The 22,173-nt window shown below is 39.4% G+C and carries 22 protein-coding genes; 17 read left to right on the top strand and 5 right to left on the bottom strand.

Annotated elements, in window-relative coordinates; genetic code table 11:
- The first annotated feature begins 68 nt into the window (after positions 1–68).
- Positions 69–1,094 carry a tryptophan--tRNA ligase gene (gene trpS / locus DW738_RS07840; RefSeq protein ID WP_023024798.1) on the top strand — a complete coding sequence of 342 codons (1,026 nt, stop codon included), beginning with the start codon at positions 69–71 and terminating at the stop codon, positions 1,092–1,094.
- A 167-nt stretch (positions 1,095–1,261) separates the two neighbouring features.
- On the top strand, positions 1,262–2,743 hold the full coding sequence (guaB, locus tag DW738_RS07835; protein ID WP_042361445.1) for an IMP dehydrogenase: 1,482 nt from the start codon (positions 1,262–1,264) through the stop codon (positions 2,741–2,743).
- An 81-nt stretch (positions 2,744–2,824) separates the two neighbouring features.
- On the opposite strand, the gene recF is transcribed toward guaB, so the two are convergent.
- Positions 2,825–3,913 (bottom strand): DNA replication/repair protein RecF, encoded by a 1,089-nt coding sequence (gene recF, locus DW738_RS07830; protein ID WP_120701442.1) that lies wholly within the window; start codon positions 3,911–3,913, stop codon positions 2,825–2,827.
- Between the two features lies 1 nt (position 3,914).
- A complete protein-coding gene (gene yaaA / locus DW738_RS07825; protein ID WP_123160745.1) occupies positions 3,915–4,322 on the bottom strand; it encodes a S4 domain-containing protein YaaA in 408 nt (135 codons plus the stop codon).
- 152 nt (positions 4,323–4,474) lie between these two features.
- Here yaaA and DW738_RS07820 point away from each other — a divergent pair, with 152 nt between their 5' ends.
- From DW738_RS07820 to DW738_RS07790, 7 genes are all read left to right on the top strand, one after another.
- Entirely contained in the window at positions 4,475–5,725 is a 1,251-nt protein-coding gene (locus DW738_RS07820) for a pitrilysin family protein (RefSeq protein WP_023024792.1), read from the top strand.
- Entirely contained in the window at positions 5,722–7,008 is a 1,287-nt protein-coding gene (locus DW738_RS07815; protein WP_123160744.1) for a pitrilysin family protein, read from the top strand. The genes DW738_RS07820 and DW738_RS07815 overlap by 4 nt, the downstream gene beginning before the upstream one ends.
- Positions 7,009–7,104: 96 nt before the next feature.
- Positions 7,105–7,644, top strand: a complete 540-nt coding sequence (gene pgsA / locus DW738_RS07810) for a CDP-diacylglycerol--glycerol-3-phosphate 3-phosphatidyltransferase (RefSeq protein WP_120701446.1) — start codon at positions 7,105–7,107, stop codon at positions 7,642–7,644.
- Positions 7,645–8,472, top strand: coding sequence for an energy-coupling factor ABC transporter ATP-binding protein (locus DW738_RS07805; protein WP_023024787.1), 828 nt, complete (start codon positions 7,645–7,647; stop codon positions 8,470–8,472).
- The gene (locus DW738_RS07800) at positions 8,457–9,299 is read left to right on the top strand and encodes an energy-coupling factor transporter ATPase (RefSeq protein ID WP_023024785.1); all 843 of its coding nucleotides are present in this window, start codon (positions 8,457–8,459) and stop codon (positions 9,297–9,299) included. The genes DW738_RS07805 and DW738_RS07800 overlap by 16 nt, the downstream gene beginning before the upstream one ends.
- The gene (locus DW738_RS07795) at positions 9,292–10,086 is read left to right on the top strand and encodes an energy-coupling factor transporter transmembrane protein EcfT (RefSeq protein WP_023027421.1); all 795 of its coding nucleotides are present in this window, start codon (positions 9,292–9,294) and stop codon (positions 10,084–10,086) included. The genes DW738_RS07800 and DW738_RS07795 overlap by 8 nt, the downstream gene beginning before the upstream one ends.
- A gap of 171 nt (positions 10,087–10,257) precedes the next feature.
- A complete protein-coding gene (locus tag DW738_RS07790) occupies positions 10,258–10,896 on the top strand; it encodes a LysM peptidoglycan-binding domain-containing protein (RefSeq protein ID WP_123159942.1) in 639 nt (212 codons plus the stop codon).
- 166 nt (positions 10,897–11,062) lie between these two features.
- Here the strand turns inward: DW738_RS07790 and DW738_RS07785 are convergent, their stop codons facing one another.
- The 3 genes from DW738_RS07785 to sdaAB are packed head-to-tail and all read right to left on the bottom strand — an operon-like array spanning position 11,063 to position 13,246.
- Positions 11,063–11,689, bottom strand: coding sequence for an HAD hydrolase-like protein (locus DW738_RS07785; RefSeq protein WP_023027419.1), 627 nt, complete (start codon positions 11,687–11,689; stop codon positions 11,063–11,065).
- 3 nt (positions 11,690–11,692) lie between these two features.
- On the bottom strand, positions 11,693–12,565 hold the full coding sequence (gene sdaAA, locus DW738_RS07780) for an L-serine ammonia-lyase, iron-sulfur-dependent, subunit alpha (RefSeq protein WP_023024777.1): 873 nt from the start codon (positions 12,563–12,565) through the stop codon (positions 11,693–11,695).
- 9 nt (positions 12,566–12,574) lie between these two features.
- Positions 12,575–13,246 carry an L-serine ammonia-lyase, iron-sulfur-dependent subunit beta gene (sdaAB, locus tag DW738_RS07775; protein ID WP_023024775.1) on the bottom strand — a complete coding sequence of 224 codons (672 nt, stop codon included), beginning with the start codon at positions 13,244–13,246 and terminating at the stop codon, positions 12,575–12,577.
- 230 nt (positions 13,247–13,476) lie between these two features.
- On the opposite strand from sdaAB, the gene DW738_RS07770 reads away from it, so the two are divergent.
- From DW738_RS07770 to DW738_RS07735, 8 genes are all read left to right on the top strand, one after another.
- The gene (locus tag DW738_RS07770; protein WP_023027418.1) at positions 13,477–14,019 is read left to right on the top strand and encodes a LysM peptidoglycan-binding domain-containing protein; all 543 of its coding nucleotides are present in this window, start codon (positions 13,477–13,479) and stop codon (positions 14,017–14,019) included.
- 202 nt (positions 14,020–14,221) lie between these two features.
- Entirely contained in the window at positions 14,222–15,343 is a 1,122-nt protein-coding gene (gene mnmA / locus DW738_RS07765; protein WP_123160743.1) for a tRNA 2-thiouridine(34) synthase MnmA, read from the top strand.
- A gap of 137 nt (positions 15,344–15,480) precedes the next feature.
- Positions 15,481–15,936 (top strand): NUDIX hydrolase, encoded by a 456-nt coding sequence (locus tag DW738_RS07760; RefSeq protein ID WP_123159939.1) that lies wholly within the window; start codon positions 15,481–15,483, stop codon positions 15,934–15,936.
- A gap of 8 nt (positions 15,937–15,944) precedes the next feature.
- Complete coding sequence (gene mnmG / locus DW738_RS07755) at positions 15,945–17,858, top strand: tRNA uridine-5-carboxymethylaminomethyl(34) synthesis enzyme MnmG (RefSeq protein WP_023027415.1); 1,914 nt, start codon at positions 15,945–15,947, stop codon at positions 17,856–17,858.
- 193 nt (positions 17,859–18,051) lie between these two features.
- Positions 18,052–20,049, top strand: a complete 1,998-nt coding sequence (locus DW738_RS07750; protein ID WP_165851230.1) for a DHH family phosphoesterase — start codon at positions 18,052–18,054, stop codon at positions 20,047–20,049.
- Positions 20,046–20,498 carry a 50S ribosomal protein L9 gene (rplI, locus tag DW738_RS07745; RefSeq protein WP_023024764.1) on the top strand — a complete coding sequence of 151 codons (453 nt, stop codon included), beginning with the start codon at positions 20,046–20,048 and terminating at the stop codon, positions 20,496–20,498. Before DW738_RS07750 ends, rplI begins: the two co-directional genes overlap by 4 nt.
- A 24-nt stretch (positions 20,499–20,522) precedes the next feature.
- Positions 20,523–21,878 (top strand): replicative DNA helicase, encoded by a 1,356-nt coding sequence (gene dnaB / locus DW738_RS07740; protein WP_023024763.1) that lies wholly within the window; start codon positions 20,523–20,525, stop codon positions 21,876–21,878.
- A gap of 3 nt (positions 21,879–21,881) precedes the next feature.
- Entirely contained in the window at positions 21,882–22,154 is a 273-nt protein-coding gene (locus tag DW738_RS07735; protein ID WP_006595358.1) for a Veg family protein, read from the top strand.
- The last annotated feature ends 19 nt before the right edge of the window (positions 22,155–22,173 follow it).

Raw genomic sequence — 22,173 nt, 5'->3', positions numbered from 1 at the left:
TCTCAGACGCCCTCGCATAGTTTTTGCTATGCGTGGGTTTTTATTTTGTACTTCAGGGAGGAAGAAAAATGACCAAGCCGATTATTTTAACTGGAGATCGCCCAACTGGGAAACTCCATATTGGACACTATGTCGGTTCATTGAAGAATCGAGTTCTTATGCAAAACGAAGACAAGTACCAGATGTTTGTCTTTTTAGCAGACCAGCAAGCCTTAACGGATCATGCTAAAGACCCACAAACCATTGTCGAATCCATCGGAAACGTTGCTCTAGACTATTTAGCAGCTGGATTGGATCCAAATAAATCAACCATTTTTATTCAGAGTCAAATCCCTGAGCTAGCGGAATTGACCATGTATTACATGAATTTGGTCTCTGTTTCACGTTTGGAACGTAACCCAACCGTTAAGACAGAAATTGCTCAAAAAGGGTTCGGAGAGTCTATTCCATCTGGTTTCTTGGTTTATCCTGTTTCTCAAGCAGCAGATATTACCGCTTTTAAAGCCAATCTGGTACCTGTTGGGACCGACCAAAAGCCCATGATTGAGCAAACACGTGAAATCGTCCGTTCCTTTAATCATGCCTATCATTGTGATGTCTTGGTTGAACCAGAGGGAATTTTCCCAGAAAATGAGGCGGCGGGTCGTTTGCCTGGTCTGGATGGAAATGCCAAAATGTCTAAATCTCTTGGGAATGGCATCTATTTAGCGGATGATATGGACACCTTGAAGAAAAAGGTGATGAGTATGTACACGGACCCTGAGCATATTCGTGTCGAAGATCCAGGAAAAATCGAAGGAAATATGGTTTTCCATTATTTGGATGTTTTTGGAAAAGAAGAAGATCAGGTGACTATTCAAGACATGAAAGACCATTACCAAAGGGGTGGTTTAGGTGATGTTAAAACCAAACGCTATCTTTTAGAGATTCTAGAGAGAGAGTTGGGTCCTATTCGCGAACGGCGGATTGAATTTGCTAAAGATATGGGACAAGTCTATGATATGCTTCAAAAGGGTAGTGAAGTGGCTCGTTCTGTTGCAGCAGAAACGCTCGATCAAGTCAAGTCTGCTATGGGTTTGAACTATTTCAAATAAGCTCTTGATATGAAGATGATCTAATACAATAAATGATTCAAAAGAGGTTTCAACACCTCTTTTTGAAATATTGTACAAATGATTGACAAATTATCTTAGAATGGTATGATATTATCAATCAAAAAAGACGAGCTTGGCTCAAAAAGAAAGAAAAGAGGAAAATGGGAATGTCAAATTGGGACACTAAATTTTTGAAAAAAGGTTATACCTTCGATGATGTATTGCTCATTCCAGCTGAAAGTCATGTATTACCAAACGATGCAGATCTTCGTACAAAATTGGCGGATAACCTTGTGTTGAATATCCCAATCATCACAGCTGCAATGGATACAGTCACTGAAAGCCAAATGGCTATTGCCATTGCGCGTGCTGGAGGACTTGGCGTTATTCACAAAAATATGTCCATTACCCAACAAGCAGATGAAGTTCGTAAAGTAAAACGCTCTGAAAACGGCGTTATCATTGACCCATTTTTCTTAACACCTGAACATACCATTGCTGAAGCCAATGAACTCATGGGACGCTACCGTATCAGTGGTGTACCTGTTGTTGAAACCATGGAAAATCGTAAACTAGTTGGGATTTTGACCAACCGCGATTTGCGTTTTATTTCTGATTATGATCAACCAATTTCAAATCATATGACGAGCGAGAATCTAGTAACTGCACCAGTCGGTACTGATTTAGAGACCGCTGAACGGATTCTCCAAGAACACCGAATTGAAAAGTTGCCATTGGTAGACGAGAATGGTCGTTTGTCTGGTTTGATTACCATTAAGGATATTGAAAAAGTCATTGAGTTTCCAAATGCAGCTAAAGATGAATTTGGTCGTCTTTTAGTAGCAGGTGCGGTGGGTGTTACTTCTGACACATTTGAGCGTGCAGAAGCATTGTTTGAAGCTGGTGCAGATGCGATTGTGATCGATACGGCCCATGGTCATTCTGCAGGGGTTCTTCGTAAGATTGCTGAAATTCGGGCTCATTTCCCAGACCGCACTTTGATTGCGGGTAATATTGCTACAGCTGAAGGAGCGCGTGCTCTCTATGATGCAGGTGTTGACGTCGTTAAGGTTGGAATTGGACCTGGTTCAATCTGTACAACTCGTGTAATTGCTGGTGTTGGGGTTCCTCAAGTTACAGCGATTTATGATGCAGCTGCTGTCGCGCGTGAATATGGAAAAACAATCATTGCTGACGGTGGAATCAAGTATTCTGGAGATATTGTAAAAGCTTTAGCTGCAGGTGGTCATGCAGTTATGCTTGGTTCCATGTTTGCCGGAACAGATGAAGCTCCTGGTGAAACTGAAATTTTCCAAGGACGTAAATTTAAGACCTATCGTGGTATGGGATCTATTGCAGCTATGAAGAAGGGATCTAGTGACCGCTACTTCCAAGGTTCTGTCAATGAAGCCAACAAATTGGTTCCAGAAGGAATCGAAGGTCGGGTTGCTTATAAAGGATCAGCAGCCGATATCGTCTTCCAAATGATTGGTGGTATTCGTTCTGGTATGGGCTATGTTGGAGCTGCCAACCTTCAAGAATTGCATGAAAATGCGCAATTTGTTGAAATGTCCGGGGCAGGTTTAAAAGAAAGTCATCCACATGATGTTCAAATTACCAACGAAGCACCAAACTACTCCGTTCAATAAAAAAGAAAAAGTGTGAAATTCTATGATTTCACACTTTTATTGTGTCAAAAAGATGTAAATTTAAATTGACAACACTGTTAATTATTCGTCAATTTGACCTAAGTGAATATTGAAGATTTTTAAGTCTTCAGGCAAGTCTTTTAGGTGATCTAGAGTTGTAGTTGTAATAAATGTTTGGATGTCACGAGAGATAACTTCTAGTAAATGTAGTTGACGATTGTTGTCAAGTTCACTCATGACATCGTCTAAGAGTAAAATAGGCTTTTCATTCGTCAAGGATTCAATCAACGAAATCTCTGCTAGTTTTAATGAAAGAACAACACTGCGGTGCTGACCTTGGCTACCAAAAGTCGCATTCATGTCATTGATGTAAAAACTAATGTCATCTCGGTGAGGACCGACACTGGTTGTTTTTTTGATGAGATCCTTGGTCCGATTTTCTCGAAGTAATTTGATAAAAGTTGGGCGAAGTGTTTCTTCATCTTGAAAAGGAACAGATGAGTCATACCGAATAGTGAGTTTTTCAGCTTGATTGGAAATTTCAAAATGTTTTTCCTGGCCAAAGTTTTCTAATTTTTTAAGAAAATCTTTCCGATGGATGCAGACTCGGCTACCATAATCTGCTAATTGTTCATCTAAAACATCTAAAAAGGTTGGATCTACTGTGTTCGCCGTTTTTAAGTAACTGTTGCGCTGCTTTAGAACATGATGATAGGCTGTTAAATCCGATAGATAAACGGGTTTCATCTGCCCTAAATCAATATCAATAAACTTGCGACGAAGAGAGGGTGATCCTTTAATGAGTTGTAAATCCTCTGGAGCAAAGAGAACCACATTCATGTTACCGATATATGTTGATAACTTGCTTTGTTTTAAGTGGTTCACTTTAGTGACTCTTCCTTTTGAGGATAAGGAAATTTCTAGAGGGATAGAGCCTGTCTTTTTTTCTAACACTCCTGAAACGGTAAATTGTTCCTCTTGAAAATGAATTAAATCTTTATCGGAACGAGTCCGATGGCTGCGCGTCAAGGCTAAAAAGTAGATAGACTCAAGGAGATTGGTTTTGCCTTGAGCATTTTGGCCTAAGAAAATATTCAAACCGGAGTGGAATTGGAGTTCTACTTCTTTATAATTTCGAAATTTTTGAATATGTATGGATTTAAGCCACATATTATGTCCCTGGGAAACGAACGGGTTTCCGTTTGTTCTCCTCTTTTTTTGGTTTTGTATCTTTTTTTGGTTTTGTATCTTTTTTTGGTTTTGTGTCTTTTTTTTGTTTCTGTTCTTTGTTTAATTTCTTCACCAATTGAGCAACGCGTTCTTTTTCTAGCTTGTCCGCTTGGTAGTCTTCAATTTCTTCTGGACTAGGTTGCGTAATCGTTACGATTTCCTTATCACCAATTACTTCGATTGTATCTCCTACTCGTAATTTACGTCCTCTTCTGGTTTCCACTTCTCCATTGACCTCTACTTGATTTTCAAGTAAAAAGGCTTTGATAGCTCCACCGCTTTGGATGATTCCCAGTTCTTTAAATAGAGCTTGTAATGTGATAAATTCATCAAAAAGTTTATAGTTCATAGTTCACCTCAATGATTGTTATTATACCATAAAAGGATGAAAAACCTAAAATAGGGCGAGTCAGTGTAAACGTTTTTTAATCTGTCTGGGAAAGATTTTACTGGGATTTCATGATATAATGAAGAGTAATATTTGTTAGAACGAGGATGACGATGGAATTAGTTACTGGTGTTCGAATCCATTTTATGAAATCAGAAAAATTTAAGACCAATGAGATAAAAGTGCGATTCTCGGCCCCCCTTTCTGAAGAAACAATAGCAGGACGGGTTTTAGCCTCACGCATGATCGAAACAGCCAATCAACTTTACCCAACTTCTCAGCAATTTAGAGAACAGTTGGCGAACTTGTATGGAGCCAATTTTTCTACTTCTGTTTCAAAACGCGGCCAAACACACTACGTTGATATTAATTTATCCTATGTCCGTGATGCTTTTTTGAGCAAGAAAAATGTCTTGACAGATCAGATGCTGGATTTATTAAAGGTATCTCTTAATGCTCCTCTTGCAGAAAATGGATGCTTTCATTCAGAAACTTTTTTAGTAGAGAAAAAAAATCTTATCACAGAACTAGAAGCAGAAATTGAAAATCATTTTTATTATGCTCACCAACAATTGAATCGGTTGTTTTATGATCAAGCTGACATGAAACTAAGTAAGTATGGAAGTGTCCAGCAGATTCAGAATGAGGATGAAGAGTCAGCTTATCAAGCATTTCAAGAAATGCTTCAAACAAATCTGATTGACTTTTTCTTTATGGGTGATTTCAATGAACTAGCGGTCATTGAAAAGATCAGTAACTTTGGTTTACAACCTCGTAAATCTAATGTCAACCTTTTTTACACACAATCTTTCTCGAATGTTGTCAGAGAAGGACTGGAGCAGCGAGAGACTCATCAATCTATTTTAGAATTAGGTTATCACTTTCCTGTTCAGTATGGAGAGAAAGAGCATTTTGCTTTAATTGTTTTAAATGGTTTACTGGGCACTTTCTCTCACTCAAAATTGTTTACAGTCATCCGAGAAAAAGAAGGGTTGGCTTATACTATCTCCAGCCATTTTGATATTTTTTCTCATTTTATGCGTATCTATGCAGGGATTGATAGAAAAAATAGAACCCGGACGATGACTCTGATGAGTCGTCAAGTGAGTGACTTGAAGAGAGGGAAGTTTACCAGTGAAGAGTTGCGCTTGACAAAAGAAATGATAATAAATGCTGCAAAATTGTCGCAGGATCGACCTGGCACCTTTATTGAAAGAGCTTATCTAAAATCCACTTTAGGAAAACAGTTCTTGTCAATTGATGATTGGATTCAAGCCATTCAACTGGTGACGAAAGATGAAATTATGGCTGTTGCCAAATCACTCAAATTACAAGCGGTCTATTTTATGGAAGGAAGAGAATGATAAAGAAAGATTTGGAGAAAATAGAGTATCCAGCTGTTGGAGAATGCGTTTATCAGACAACTCTCCAAAATGGATTGAGGTTATATTTAATTCCAAAAACGGATTTTAATGAAAGCTATGCAATCATTTCTACTAAATTCGGTTCAGTTGACACAAGATTTACAATGGATGGAGTAGAAGGTGTAAAAGAATTTCCAGCAGGGATTGCACATTTTCTTGAACATAAATTATTTGAAGATCAAGACGGTCAAGATTATTTACAACATTTTGTACGGCTGGGAGCTGAAAGTAATGCTTTTACTAGCTTTACACAGACCAGTTATCTCTTTTCGACTACCTCGTATGTCAATGAAAGTCTGAAATTGTTACTGGAGATGACACAATCTCTTCATCTCTCAAAGGATTCTCTAAAGAAGGAACAATCGATTATTCAACAAGAAATCGAAATGTACCAAGATAGTCCTGACTATCAATTATTCTTTAGGGCGCTGGCGAATCTCTATCCAGATACACCATTGGCCCAAGATATTGCAGGTACTACAGCTTCTCTCTCTCAAATTGATGAAGAGAGTTTACAGGATAATTTCGATTTATTCTACCAACCATCCAACATGCATCTAGTAGTTGTCGGAAATTTTGATCTTGACAGTCTTGTGAACCTTGTTTCTGAATTTGAGATGAAAACTTCTTCAAATCCTCTTCCTCACATTTCACCTGTAGACTTAAATCCAGTTGTTCAAAATGAGACAAGTCGGATGGAAGTTGCTTCACCAAAATTAGCAATTGGAATTCGTGGAAGAAATCAAATTCCTCCTATGTACCAGTATCGCTACAAGATTATCCTCAAATTATTGTTTGCAATGATGTTTGGGTGGACATCCAAACGATTTCAGTCGCTTTATGAAGTTGGTAAACTTGACAACTCCTTGACATTAGAAATTGAAGTCGAGTCTTCGTTTCACTTTGTGATGTTAACGATGGATACTTCTGAACCTGTCAGTATATCCCATCAGTTCAGAACTGCCATAAAGAATTTTGAGAAAGATCCCGATGTGACTCAAGAGCATTTGGATACGATTAAAAGCGAAATGTTTGGTGATTTTTTACATGGTTTGAATTCCTTGGATTATATTGCTACTCAATTTAATCCAATTGAGACGGGTGAAAATCTATTTGACCTTCCAAAAATTTTACAAAGTATTTCTTTACAAGACGTTGTAAAGGTTGGGCGAGATTTTGTCAACGCTTGTGATATGACGGACTTTATCATTTTCCCTAAATAATGGGAAAAGAATGGAATGATGATTTTGTCGAATTAAATCGAGGTCGGCTTTGTCAATTAGATGTAAACTATTATGTAAACTAGTAAGGAGACTAGAATGAAAAAAGAAAATATTCCTAATGCCTTAACACTGATTCGAATTGTGTTTATTCCCATTTTTATTTTGATGCTAATATTTGGCAAAAGTTATGGCTGGCATGTAGCAGCAGCTATCGTATTTGCGGTTGCAAGTATAACCGATTATTTAGACGGTTATCTAGCTCGTAAATGGGAAGTTGTTAGTAACTTTGGAAAATTTGCAGATCCCATGGCTGATAAGCTTCTTGTCATGTCTGCCTTTATCATGATGATTGAATTAAGGATGGTTCCGGCTTGGATTACGGCAGTTATTATTTGCCGTGAATTAGCTGTTACTGGCCTCCGTCTGTTATTGGTTGAAACAGGAGGAGTTGTTTTGCCAGCAGCTATGCCTGGAAAAATTAAAACCTTCTCACAAATGTTTTCCATTATTTTCCTTCTCTTTCATTGGGATTTATTGGGCAAATTGACGCTTTATGTTGCGCTAATCTTTACAGTCTACTCTGGATATGAATACTTTAAAGGCAGTGCCTACCTCTTTAAAGATACCTTTAGATAAATGAATAATATTATAGAAGTTCGAAATCTTACATTTAAATACCAAAAAACAGATGAGAACCATCAGTTAAATGATATTTCGTTTCACGTGAAACATGGTGAATGGTTATCCATTATCGGACATAACGGAAGTGGTAAATCAACAGTGGTTCGTTTGATTGATGGTTTGTTGGAACCTGAATCGGGTGAAATCTATATCTCTGGAGATTTGCTAACTCCTGAAAACGTTTGGGATAAACGTAGTGAGATTGGTATGGTTTTTCAGAATCCGGATAACCAATTTGTTGGAGCTACTGTAGAAGATGATGTGGCGTTTGGATTGGAAAATCAAGGGATTCCAAGAGATGAGATGGTTCAACGAGTAGATGAAGCTTTGAAAATGGTTCGCATGGATGAGTTTAAGGATCGAGAACCAGCTAGGTTATCCGGTGGACAAAAGCAACGGGTGGCGATTGCAGGAATTATTGCTTTACGACCTAAAATCATTATTTTGGATGAAGCGACCAGCATGTTGGATCCTGAAGGACGCTTGGAACTGATTCGTACGGTTCGAGAAGTTAAAGAACGATACGGTTTAACGGTTATTTCTATTACCCATGATTTAGAGGAAGTTTCCCTAAGTGATCGGGTTATTCTCTTTGAAAAAGGGAAAGCGACCTTGGATCTGACTCCAAGAGAACTCTTTTCTCGAGATGATTTAGATGAAATTGGACTAGAAGAACCTTTCGCGAATCGATTGCGAAGCATTTTACATCAAAAAGGTTTTCCAGTCGGAGAAACCTATCAGACTGAAGGAGAGCTAGAAAAACTATTATGGGAATTGCTTTAAAACAGCTTAGTTATACCTATCAAGAAGGAACTCCATTTGAAGGAGCGGCTCTTTTTGATGTGAATATGGAAATCCCAAGCGGTTCTTATACAGCTCTAATTGGGCATACTGGAAGTGGAAAATCAACCATTCTCCAATTATTAAATGGTCTGCTTTTACCTAGTCGAGGGGAAGTGCAAATGAATGATTTACACATTGATTCTGAGTCCTCTCAAAAAGAGTTAAAGAACCTTCGGAAGAAAGTTGGTCTTGTTTTTCAATTTCCAGAAAGTCAACTTTTTGCTGAGACTGTGGTAAAAGATGTCGCTTTTGGTCCTCAAAATTTTGGAGTAGACCAAGAGTCAGCTGAAAGCATTGCCAAGGAGAAATTGACTTTAGTCGGTCTTTCTGAAGAGTTGTTTGAACGGAGTCCCTTTGAATTATCTGGAGGACAAATGAGACGGGTTGCTATTGCAGGCATTTTAGCGATGGAACCTGAAATCTTGGTACTGGATGAGCCGACAGCTGGCTTGGATCCCTCAGGCAGACGGGAATTAATGAAGCTATTTGCGTCACTTCATCAAGCTGGCATGACCATCGTTCTTGTTAGTCATTCTATGGAAGATGTGGCAGAATACGCAAATCTTGTTTATGTTTTGGAAAAAGGACGAATTGTGAGGTCTGGGCACCCAAGGGACGTATTTCAGGATGTAGAAGGGTTAGAAAATATTCAATTAGGTGTACCTAAAGTGACGAAATTTGCTTGGCGTTTACGTCAAAAAGGACTATCTTTGCCAATTTTACCAATCACTTTACAGGAGTTTAAGGAGTTAATTGGACATGAATAGTATGATTTTAGGACGATATGTACCAGGTAATTCCATTCTCCATCGTATGGATCCAAGAGCAAAGTTACTGGGACTTTTCTTATTAATTGTTATTTTGTTTTGGGCTAATAATGTGATGACAAATGCCCTGTTATTTTTATTTGCCCTTGCTTTGATTTTGATTGCTAAAATCCCCTTTCGTTTTTTTATTAATGGCTTGAAATCTATGGTCTTTATCATCGCATTCACCACCCTCTTTCAGTTGTTTGCGACGACTGGTGGTAAGACTTTATTTCAATTTTATTTTTTGACTGTAACGGATAAAGGTCTTGCGCAAGCTGGTGTGATCTTTTGTCGTTTTATTCTCATTGTTGTATTTTCAACGATTTTAACGCTGACAACCACACCCTTAAGCTTAGCAGATGCAGTAGAAAAATTGTTAACTCCTTTTAAAATGATCAAAGTTCCTGCTCATGAAATTGGGCTCATGTTGTCTATGAGCCTCCGTTTTGTTCCCACTCTGATGGATGATACAATTCGCATTATGAATGCACAGAGAGCTAGAGGGGTTGATTTTGGAGAAGGAAATCTCCTTCAGAAAATCCGCTCTTTTATACCGATTTTAATTCCCTTGTTTGCATCAAGTTTTAAACGTGCAGATGCTCTTGCAATTGCCATGGAAGCAAGAGGTTATAAAAGTGGAGAGGGAAGAAGCCGATACAGGCAGTTAAAATGGCAAGCCTTAGATAGTATAGCTATTCTATCTATAGTGGCAGTTGGTGCTATCATTTTTTGGTTAAAATATTAGAATACCACCACTACATATAGGGTGTTTTTTCTAAAAAGATGAAGAAAAACGCTATTTATAGCGTTTTTTGCATGAAAAATACATGTTTTTGTAACCTTTGTAACATAAAATATAACTAACTGTAACATTTAATGTGTAAGATAGTATTATGTTCGAAAGGAGAATGTATTGATGAACACAAAAAAAGTCCAATGGACATTAACTTCTATTATCTCAGCTCTTTCACTTTTTGTTACTGGTGTGGTAGTGAATGCTGAAACATACGAAGTAAAAAATGGTGATACTTTATCAGAAATTGCGATTAAGAATAACACTACTATCGAAAAGCTTGTTGAATTGAATCAAATCAGCAATCAAGATTTGATCCATGCTGGTCAAATTATTGAGTTGGGTGAACGTTCAAACTCATTGATCAACAAAGTAAATACTGCCAAAGCAAGTCAGGAACCAGTAGCTGGAGCTTCTACAAATCAAGTTGCAGCAGAAACAACAACTAATGCTACTTATAATGCGGCACCAGTTGTTACGAATTCTGGAAATGGGATTGTACTTGCAAATGGAAATACTGCTGGAGAAACTGGATCTTATGCAGCAGCTCGAATGGCTGAAATGACAGGGGTTCCTGCATCAACTTGGGAAGCAATTATTGCCCGCGAATCAAATGGTCAAGTGAACGCAGCAAACCCATCTGGGGCTAGTGGTCTTTTCCAAACAATGCCAGGTTGGGGTTCAACTGCTACAGTTGATGATCAAATCCAAGCAGCTTATAATGCCTATTCAAACCAAGGACTTTCAGCTTGGGGATACTAAAAAAGAGGGGGAACCCTCTTTTTATTTTGTTTCTTATCTTGACAAGTGCGGGAAAGAGTTGTAAAGAGGTACGATAGTATTCGTCAACCTTGATGACCGATGTGTAGTCTTACCCAAGCGTGATTTTATACAAAAAAGAGGTTTACAATTTTGTAAACCTCTTTTATCAACTTAAATGAGTGAGTAAATCTAGGGGAGAATCTATGATGGTATCAGGACTTTCCTCTTTTAATTGATTTAGAGGAGCAAAACCCCAACTGACTGCAATTGTATGAATGCCAATGGTTTTTCCTCCAATGATATCAAATTTAGTATCCCCAACGATACAAGCCTCATCTTTTGGAATTTCATGATCCAACAGTACACGCTGAATGATATCAGCTTTGTGCATGGATCCAGGGATAGAACCATAAATCCCTTCAAAGTAATCACTAATTCCTAGTAAATGGGCTATTTCAAGACTCACTTCCTGATTTTTAGAGGTGGTGATGAATAAGTGGAAACCCAATTCCTTTAATTGATGAAGGAGTTCTTTGATACCTGGGTAGAGGTAGGTTTGCTGTTGGCCGGTTTCTTTGTAATAGGTGCGATAGATTTCTACAGCTTTTGTAACAAGTTCTTTTGGAACATGGTTTGTAAATGTAACCTCGAGTGGAGGGCCCATAAAGGTTCGAATAGTCTCTTTATCAGGTGCAGGAACCCCCAGCAGGTTAAAAGTGTGTAGAAAGGTGGTCTCGATACCTTCGGAACTATCGACTAAGGTCCCATCCAAGTCGAAAAATATATACTTCATAGATTACTCTCCGAAAATTTCTTGTTGTAGTCGTTTCCCAGTTGGAGTAGTTGCCAGACCACCTTCAGCAGTTTCTCTAAAGGCAGTTGGTAGACTTGATCCGACCTGATACATAGCATCGATGACTTCATCAACAGGTATTTTGGATTCAATTCCTGCCAGGGCCATATCTGCCGCAATATATGCATAACTCGCTCCCATAGCGTTTCGTTTGACACAAGGAACCTCAACTAGTCCTGCAACAGGATCACAAATCAGGCCTAGCATATTTTTAATGACGAAACAAATAGCCTGGCTAGCTTGGTAGGGACTTCCTCCCGCTGCTAGCGTTAAAGCTGCTGCGCTCATAGCAGATGCTGACCCAACCTCTGCTTGACAACCTCCCTCGGCTCCAGAAATCGATGCATTGTTGGCAATAACCAGACCAAAGGCTCCAGCCGCTAATAAGAATTCCAATTGTTGGTGTTCATCTAAATGGAGTTTCTCAATCGCTGAAGTGAGAACAGCGGGTAAACAACCGGCCGATCCGGCTGTTGGAGTAGCACAGACCAAGCCCATTTTTGCATTGTGTTCGTTGACAGCGATAGCATTTTTGGCTGCAGTTAGGACAGTATAGTCAGAGAGGGCTTTTCCAGATTGAATATAGCGATCTAGTTTTGCAGCATCTCCTCCTGTCAAGCCACTTCGAGAAAGCTGATCATTGAGGCCTAAGTGGACAGATTCTTTCATCACCTCAAGATTACGTGTCATAAGAGTCAGAACTTCTTCTCGCTCACGGCCAGTTAGTTCAAACTCGGTAGCAATCATTAATTCTGCGACATTTCCTTCATAGTGGAGGGTCGCTTGCTCAACTAGTTCTGTAATTGAATAAAACATGGGGTCTCCTTATTGAAAGAAATTCACATTGTGTAAATGGGGAATTTGACGGATTAATTCAATCGCTTCGTCACAATTTCGAGAATCTACTTCAATGATCATAATAGCCTTTTCACCAGCTTTTTCGCGGGTTACGTTCATTTGGGCGATATTGATATCATAGCGGGAAAGGGCTTCTGTAACATGGGCAATCATCCCAGGAACGTCTTGGTGAACGATAATAATAGTTGGGGTGTTCATGTTCAGTGAAATTGCGAAGCCATTTAACTCAGTTACCTGAATATTCCCCCCACCAATAGAAATTCCTGTGACGGAGATAGTTTTATGCTCATTTTTTACCGTGATGGTCGTCGTATTTGGATGAGGAGCATTACTCTCCTTTTGAATAGACCAAACGATTCGAATTCCTCTTTCATGTGCAATTTCAAGACTATTGGGAATTCTTGGATCATCTGTGTCCATGCCTAAAATACCAGCTACAAGGGCCAAATCTGTTCCGTGACCGCGATAGGTTTTGGCAAAGGAATTAAACAACTGAAATTCAACTTCTGTCGGATCCTCTCCAAAAATAGAAGAGACAATTTTTCCAATACGAACGGCTCCAGCAGTATGGCTACTAGAAGGTCCAATCATAACTGGTCCAATAATATCAAATACGGATTGGAATTTAAGCGAATTCATCAGTCTGCTCCTTAGGGTTTCTTTTCTTTCATTATAACAAATCTAGGTCTTGTTTTCTCCTATTTGAGAGGGAAATTTTGTTTTAAACTTAAAAGATACTTAAAACTAGTTTATTTGAGGTGTTATTTATTCTCGCTAACACATTGTTGAAACATTTGACGTGATTTCATAAAATTTCCGAAACATTTCTTCTGTAAGATAGAGAGCATACAGAAAAGGAGTGTAAAACCATGAATAAAAAAATGTTTGTAAAACGTGTTATCGAACTTAGCTTATTATCAGGAATGTTTATTCCTGTCCTCGCCAGTGCAGAATCTTACACTGTAAAGTCAGGGGATACCTTATCTGCTATCGCTAAGGAAAAGAACACCACTGTTGATGAAATTGCTAAGAAAAATAAGATTAGCAATGTAAATCTCATTACAGTTGGACAAGTTCTTGAGATTGAAGAAACTAGCTCAACTAAACAGACAACTGAGCAAGCTACCACCAGTAAAGTTGACACTACACAAGCAACAACGACGGGTTCTGCATCAAATGGCTTGAGTGCAGAGGATGCTGCGGCTAAAGAATGGATTGCTCAGAAAGAATCAAGCGGCAGTTATACAGCACAAAATGGCCAATATTATGGTCGATATCAGTTAACAATCACGTATTTAAATGGAGATTTATCACCTGAAAATCAGGAGAAAGTAGCCAATCAATATGTCGTTAACCGCTATGGATCATGGTCTGCAGCTAAAAACTTCTGGTTGACCAATGGTTGGTATTAAAGTACATGAAAGAGTTCAGCAATTGGACTTTTTTTTGATTTACAGAGCTGTAAACGTAGATAAAATAGTAAATAAGAAGAATGGCAAGATGCTTGTTTTCTACTATAAAGCGTGTTACAATTGATAATGCTCAAAACGACCTTCAATCGTTGAAGCAAACCACGACCTTCAATCGTGAGAAACGAAAAGATGGGAGAAATCTATGAGTGATAACTCGAACACACGTGTTGTTGTTGGAATGAGTGGTGGTGTCGATTCATCTGTAACGGCTTTGTTGTTAAAGCAACAGGGTTACGATGTCATTGGCATCTTCATGAAAAACTGGGACGACACAGACGAAAATGGGGTCTGTACAGCTACGGAAGATTACAAAGATGTAGCAGCAGTTGCAGACCAAATTGGCATTCCTTACTATTCTGTCAACTTTGAGAAAGAATACTGGGATCGCGTCTTTGAATACTTCCTTGAAGAATACCGTGCAGGCCGTACACCAAATCCGGATGTCATGTGTAACAAGGAAATCAAATTTAAGGCCTTCTTAGATTATGCCATGACTCTCGGTGCCGATTATGTAGCGACAGGGCATTATGCGCGCGTGGCACGAGATGAGGACGGCATTGTTCATATGCTACGTGGCGTTGACAATGGGAAGGATCAAACTTATTTCTTAAGCCAGTTGTCTCAGGAGCAACTTCAAAAAACCATGTTCCCATTGGGACATTTGGAAAAGCCTGAGGTTCGCCGTTTGGCAGAAGAGGCTGGATTGGCAACAGCTAAAAAGAAAGATTCCACTGGGATCTGCTTTATCGGTGAAAAGAATTTTAAAGAGTTTCTCAGTAACTACCTCCCTGCCCAGCCAGGCCGAATGATGACTGTAGATGGACGTGATATGGGCGAACATGCTGGTTTGATGTATTACACAATCGGTCAACGGGGTGGTCTTGGAATTGGTGGTCAACAAGGTGGGGACAATGCCCCATGGTTTGTAGTTGGTAAAGATCTGAGTCAAAATATTCTTTATGTCGGTCAAGGCTTCTATCATGAAGCACTCATGTCAACAAGTTTACAAGCTAGTCAAGTTCACTTTACACGAGATATGCCAGAAGAGTTTACACTAGAGTGTACAGCCAAGTTCCGCTATCGCCAGCCAGATTCCAAAGTGACGGTTCATGTCAAGGGTGACAAGGCTGAGGTTATTTTTGCAGAACCTCAACGGGCCATTACACCAGGTCAGGCTGTTGTCTTTTACGATGGTGAAGAGTGTCTCGGAGGTGGTTTGATTGACAATGCTTACCGGGATGGAGAAGTTTGTCAGTATATTTAAATTGACAAATTTTCTCAATTTGCTACAATAAGAAAAGCAATAGAAATGATGGTCAAAGCTCATGGATGTTGCAGGCTTTTTTGTCCTGCACTTCTCAGAGTTTTGACTATTTTTGTGTCGTTTCGAAAGGAAGTAACATGCAAGAACAGGATTTTCGGACCAAGTTGAATCAGACGGTTTTTGGTGTGAGAGCAACTGCTTTAATTGTAGAAAATGGTCGATTGTTAGTTATAGAAGACAAGGATGGTTTCTATACAATCGGTGGCGCTCTTCAAGTGAATGAAGCTACAGAAGATGCTGTGGTTCGGGAAGTCAAAGAAGAACTTGGCGTTGCTTCTAGAGCTGGTCAGCTAGCTTTCATTGTTGAAAATCGCTTTAATCAAGCTGGAATCCACTACCATAATATTGAATTTCATTATTTGGTGGACTTGCTGGAAGATGCCCCTTTAACCATGCAGGAAGATACAAAGTCCTTACCTTGCCGGTGGCTTGCTATAGAGGCCTTATCTACTGTTGACCTGAAGCCGGCATTTTTAAAAACGGCCTTACCAGATTGGAACGGACAATTACAACACATACAGCTGGAGAAATAGGAGAAAAGATGACTTATAATTTTATAGAAGAATACGATATTATTGTAATCGGAGCAGGACATGCGGGTGTAGAAGCCTCACTTGCTGCGAGCCGGATGGGTTGTAAAGTTCTACTTGCAACCATCAATATAGAAATGTTGGCGTTTTTGCCTTGTAATCCTTCGATTGGTGGTTCTGCAAAAGGGATTGTGGTCCGTGAGGTAGATGCCCTCGGTGGAGAGATGGCCAAGAATATTGACAAGTCCTACATTCAAATGAAGATGTTGAATACAGGAAAGGGTCCAGCAGTCCGTGCGCTTCGTGCCCAAGCGGATAAGGAACTTTATTCTAAGGAAATGCGTAAGACGGTTGAGAACCAAGAAAATCTGACTCTTCGCCAATCAGTTATTGATGAGATCATCGTCGAAGACGGGAAGGTCAGAGGAGTTGTAACAGCGACTCATCAAGCCTATGGAGCCAAGGCTGTTATTGTCACGACAGGGACAGCTCTCAGAGGAGAAATTATTATCGGGGATCTCAAGTATTCGTCAGGACCAAATCACAGCCTTGCTTCGATTAAACTGGCTGATAATTTAAGAGACCTAGGACTTGAAATTGGTCGTTTCAAAACAGGAACGCCTCCTCGTGTCAAGGCATCGTCAATCAATTATGAAGAAACGGAAATTCAACCTGGTGATGAAAATCCAAATCACTTTTCTTACAATTCGCGTGACGAGGATTATTTAAAGGATCAAATCCCTTGTTGGCTCACCTATACCAATAGTCAAAGCCATGAGATTATCAACAGCAATTTACACCGGGCCCCTATGTTTACAGGTGTTGTAAAGGGTGTTGGTCCTCGTTATTGTCCATCTATTGAAGATAAGATTGTTCGCTTTGCTGACAAGGAACGTCACCAACTTTTCCTAGAACCAGAAGGACGCAATACAGAAGAAGTATATGTCCAAGGCTTGTCAACCAGTTTACCAGAAGACGTGCAAAGAGAACTAGTTCATTCAATTAAGGGGCTAGAAAATGCTGAGATGATGCGTACCGGTTATGCAATTGAGTACGATATGGTTCTTCCACATCAGTTACGAGCAACTTTAGAAACAAAGAAAATATCAGGTCTCTTTACAGCGGGCCAAACTAATGGAACATCTGGCTACGAGGAAGCTGCTGGCCAAGGAATTGTAGCAGGGATTAATGCGGCTCTGAAAATTCAAGGGAAACCAGAACTCATTTTGAAACGGAGTGATGGCTATATCGGGGTCATGATTGATGACTTGGTGACCAAAGGAACAGTCGAACCATATCGGTTGTTAACTAGTCGTGCTGAGTATCGCTTGATTCTTCGTCATGATAACGCAGATATGCGCTTGACAGAAATTGGGCGCGAGGTTGGTTTGGTTGACGATGAACGTTGGAACCGTTTTGAAACCAAGAAGTATCAGTTTGAAAATGAGATGAAACGTCTTGACAGTATCAAGTTAAAACCTGTAAAGGAAACCAATGAAAAAGTTACAGCACTTGGCTTCAAACCATTAACAGATGCAGTTACTGCCAAAGAATTTTTACGTCGACCAGAGGTATCCTATCAAGATGTTGTCAACTTTATCGGACCTGCTGCGGAAGAGTTAGATGATAAGATCATCGAACTGATTGAAACAGAAATTAAGTATGAGGGATATATCTCAAAAGCTTTAGACCAGGTTGAAAAGATGAAACGAATGGAAGAAAAACGAATTCCTGCCAATATTGACTGGGATGATATTGACTCCATCGCAACAGAAGCTCGTCAAAAGTTCAAACTGATTAATCCAGAGACCATTGGTCAAGCTAGTCGGATTTCAGGTGTCAACCCAGCTGATATTTCTATCTTGATGGTTTATCTTGAAGGCAAGAGTCGGAGTATTTCGAAAAACCAAGAAAAAGAATCCTAACTTGATGAGGATGTAAATATGTGAAGGAAGTGGCTGAAGAGCTACTTCTTTTCTCGTTTTATAGTTTGTTTACAATGGTGTAAAGATTCTTTACAGTGTTAGACAAGTGATCAATCAATCCATGATCCATCTTAGCCATTTGTTTGGCGGAAAGGCTTGACTGGCCTCGCTTTTTCTTATATTTTATGGTATAATGGCCCAACAGAGGTTTATGATGAAAAAATTTCGTATGACTCCTATCCATTATTGTATGGTAGGTTTGTTAGCATTTATTATATTAGCCATCAGTTCCAGATTAATGGGTGGCACAATTGCAAATTTATTTGTGATTCTGTTGATCCTTTCCGGTGTCATCTATCTTTTTCTTCATCAATTAAAGCAAGTAGAGTTAGATGAGTTAGAACAAATTCAATATGTTAATCATCAGGCTGAAAATGGATTGGCCTCGCTACTAGATAAAATGCCAGTTGGTGTGATTAAGGTAAACGGTGAAACCAATGAAGTCGAGTGGTTTAATCCCTATGCGGAGTTGATTTTCTCCACTGAGGATGGACAATTTGATGTGGAATACCTGCAACAAGTTTTGGCAATTCCATTTGAGGGGAAAGGCCATTACGCAACCATTGGGGATAAAAAATATTCGGTTTATCTGGATTCCCAAGCTAGTGTCGTTTATTTTTTTGATGCTTCAAGCGAGTACGAAGCCAACGTCGGTCTTGTTACCACTAGACCGGTTATCGGGATTATGTCTGTAGACAACTATGATGACTTAGAAGATGTTGTGTCTGATTCAGATATCAGTAGCATCAATGGATTTATTGCAAACTTTGTTGAAGAATTCTCTGAAAAATACCATATGTTTTACCGAAGAGTTGGGATGGATCGTTTTTATCTCTTTACCGACTATACGGTCCTTGAACAATTAATAGAATCCAAATTTTCTATTATTGACCAATTCCGTGAGGAAGCAAAAAATCGTGAATTACCAATTACGGTAAGTATGGGATTCTCATACGGGGACGGCAATCATGATCAAATTGGTAGAGTTGCTTTATCGAATCTAAACTTAGCTGAAGTTCGAGGAGGCGATCAAGCGGTTGTGAAAGAAAGAGAAGAAGGTAAGGATCCTATTTTCTTTGGAGGTGGGACAGCTTCTTCTATCAAGCGCACTCGTACGCGAACTCGTGCTATGATGACAGCTATTTCTGAAAAAATTAAATCGGTTGATCAGGTATTTGTTGTTGGCCACAAAAAATTAGACATGGATGCTTTAGGAGCATCGATTGGGATGCAATTATTTGCATACAATATCAACGAACGCTCTTATGCAGTTTATGATGATACGTCCATGGCTCAGGATATCAAACGAGCGGTTGAAAAAATTCAATCTGATGGAGCGACTAAACTATTAACGGTTTCAGATGCTTTAAGGATGGTAACCGATCAATCCCTTTTGATTATGGTGGACCATTCGAAGACAGCTCTTACGCTTTCAAATGATTTGTATGAGAAGTTTTCCCAAGTCATTGTCATTGATCACCATAGACGGGATGAAGACTTCCCTGAAAATGCCATGATCACTTATATTGAAAGTGGTGCAAGTAGTGCGAGTGAGTTGGTTACTGAATTGCTTCAGTTCCAGAATTCTAAGAAGAACCGCTTGAATAAGATTCAAGCCAGTGTTCTGATGGCAGGTATTATGTTGGATACCAAGAATTTCTCAGTTCGTGTGACAAGTCGTACATTTGATGTAGCTAGTTATTTGCGAAGCCGAGGCAGTGATAGTGTCCTCATCCAGGAAATTTCAGCTATTAACTTCGATGAGTACCGCGAAGTAAATGAATTGATCCTAAATGGTCAAATGGTCTTCCCACATATTATTGTGGCAACGGGAGCAGAAGATGTTCCTTATGGGACAGTCACCATTAGTAAAGCAGCGGATAGTATGTTGGCCATGTCCAAAATTGAAGCTACCTTTGTTATTGCTCTGAATGAACAAGGAAGCATTTCCATTTCAGCTCGAAGCAGAAGCAAGGTTAATGTGCAAAAGATTATGGAGCAAATGGGAGGCGGAGGCCACTTTAATTCTGCGGCCTCTCAATTGTCAGATGTAACAATAGATCAGGTTCGTGCCCAGTTGATTGACTGTATTCGAGAAGAGGTCCAAAAGGATAAGGAGGAAGAAGAATGAAAGTTATCTTTTTAGCAGATGTAAAAGGAAAAGGAAAAAAAGGGGAAATTAAAGAAGTCCCAACAGGTTATGCTCAAAACTTTTTGATTAAAAAGAATTTAGCCAAGGAAGCCAACGCCCAAGCGATTGGGGAGCTTCGTGGTAAGCAAAAATCTGAAGAAAAAGCCCATGCGGAACTAGTCGCAGAAGCGAAAAAAATTCAAGCAAAATTAGCAGAAGAAACGACCGTTGTCCAATTTACAGAAAAAATTGGTCCTGATGGACGTACATTTGGTTCTATTACCAATAAAAAAATTGCAGAAGAACTACAAAAACAATTTGGAATCAAAATCGATAAGCGTCACATTCAAGTGGCTTCTCCAATTCGCTCTGTTGGCTTGATTGATGTGCCTGTTAAAATTTATCAGGATATTACAGGTGTTATCCAAATTCGAGTAAATGAAGGTTAAGTAAATCGTTAGAAAGGAATGACTATGGCTGAGATAGAAGAATTAAGAACCCAGCCTCAAGATATCCAAGCAGAGCAATCTGTCTTAGGAGCCATCTTTATCGATGAGGGAAAACTGGTTTTTGTTCGTGAGTTTATTGAGCCAGCAGATTTCTTTAAATATGCCCATCGGTTAATTTTTAAGGCGATGATTGACCTTGCAGACAGGGGAGATGCTATTGATGCGACTACAGTTCGCAATATTCTAGATAGTCAAGGGGATTTACAAAATATCGGTGGTCTCTCGTATCTAGCCGAAGTCATCAACTCTGTTCCAACCTCAGCCAATGCGGAATATTACGCAAAGATTGTTTCTGAAAAAGCGGTGCTAAGACGCTTGATTGCTCGTTTAACGGAGAGTATAAATCAAGCATATGATGGAGCTAGTCCGTCGGATGAGATTATTGCAGGTGCAGAAAAAGCTCTGATTGATGTTAGTGAAAAGACTAATCGGAGTGGTTTCAAGAATATTAAGGATATCTTAAATATCAACTTTGGAAGTCTTGAAACTCGGTCTTTGCAGACAACGGATATTACTGGGATTGCAACGGGGTATCGAGATCTTGATCATATGACAACAGGTCTTCATGAAGAAGAGTTGATTATTCTTGCAGCTCGTCCAGCGGTTGGTAAAACTGCCTTTGCTCTAAACATTGCTCAAAATATCGGAACCAAGTTGGATAAAACAGTTGCTATTTTCTCGCTGGAAATGGGTGCTGAAAGTTTGGTAGACCGGATGTTGGCAGCAGAGGGCTTGATTGAATCCCATTCCATTCGTACTGGTCAGCTGACAGACGATGAGTGGCGAAAATATGCAATTGCACAAGGAAATCTAGCCAATGCAAGCATTTATATAGATGATACTCCCGGTATTCGGATTACAGAAATTCGGTCTCGTTCTAGGAAATTAGCACAAGAGACCGGTAATCTCGGTCTAATCCTCATCGACTACTTGCAGTTGATTACTGGGACTGGACGTGAAAACCGTCAACAGGAAGTCTCAGAAATCTCTCGTCAATTAAAAATTTTGGCGAAAGAATTAAAGGTTCCTGTGATTGCCCTCAGTCAGCTATCTCGGGGAGTCGAACAACGACAAGATAAACGTCCGGTTCTATCCGATATTCGTGAGTCAGGATCCATCGAGCAGGATGCAGATATTGTTGCCTTTCTATATCGAGATGACTATTATGAACGTGCGGGTGAGGAAGAAGAAGGCATGCCGAATAATAAGGTTGAAGTCATTATTGAAAAAAACCGTTCGGGTGCGCGTGGAACAGTGGAGTTAATCTTCCAAAAGGAATATAATAAATTCTCCAGCATATCAAAGAGAGTAGAGGAATAATGGATGAGTGATGCATTTACTGATGTAGCAAAAATGAAAAAAATCAAAGAAGAAATCAAGGCTCATGAAGGTCAAATTGTAGAAATGACCTTGGAAAATGGCCGTAAACGTCAAAAAAATAAGTTTGGTCGATTAATTGAAGTCTATCCTTCTTTGTTTATTATTGAATACACAAATGAAAATAGTTTACCTGGTGAACCAGCAACAACCTATGTCGAATCTTACACTTACTCAGATATTTTAACTGAGAAAAATCTGATTCATTACTTAGACTAATTTGGTTAGGGTGAGCTAC

Origin of the sequence: Streptococcus sp. AM28-20 (genome assembly GCF_003603595.1) — a bacterium.
GTDB classification, from domain to species: Bacteria; Bacillota; Bacilli; order Lactobacillales; family Streptococcaceae; genus Streptococcus; species Streptococcus ilei.
This window is presented reverse-complemented; position numbering and strand designations above follow the sequence as displayed.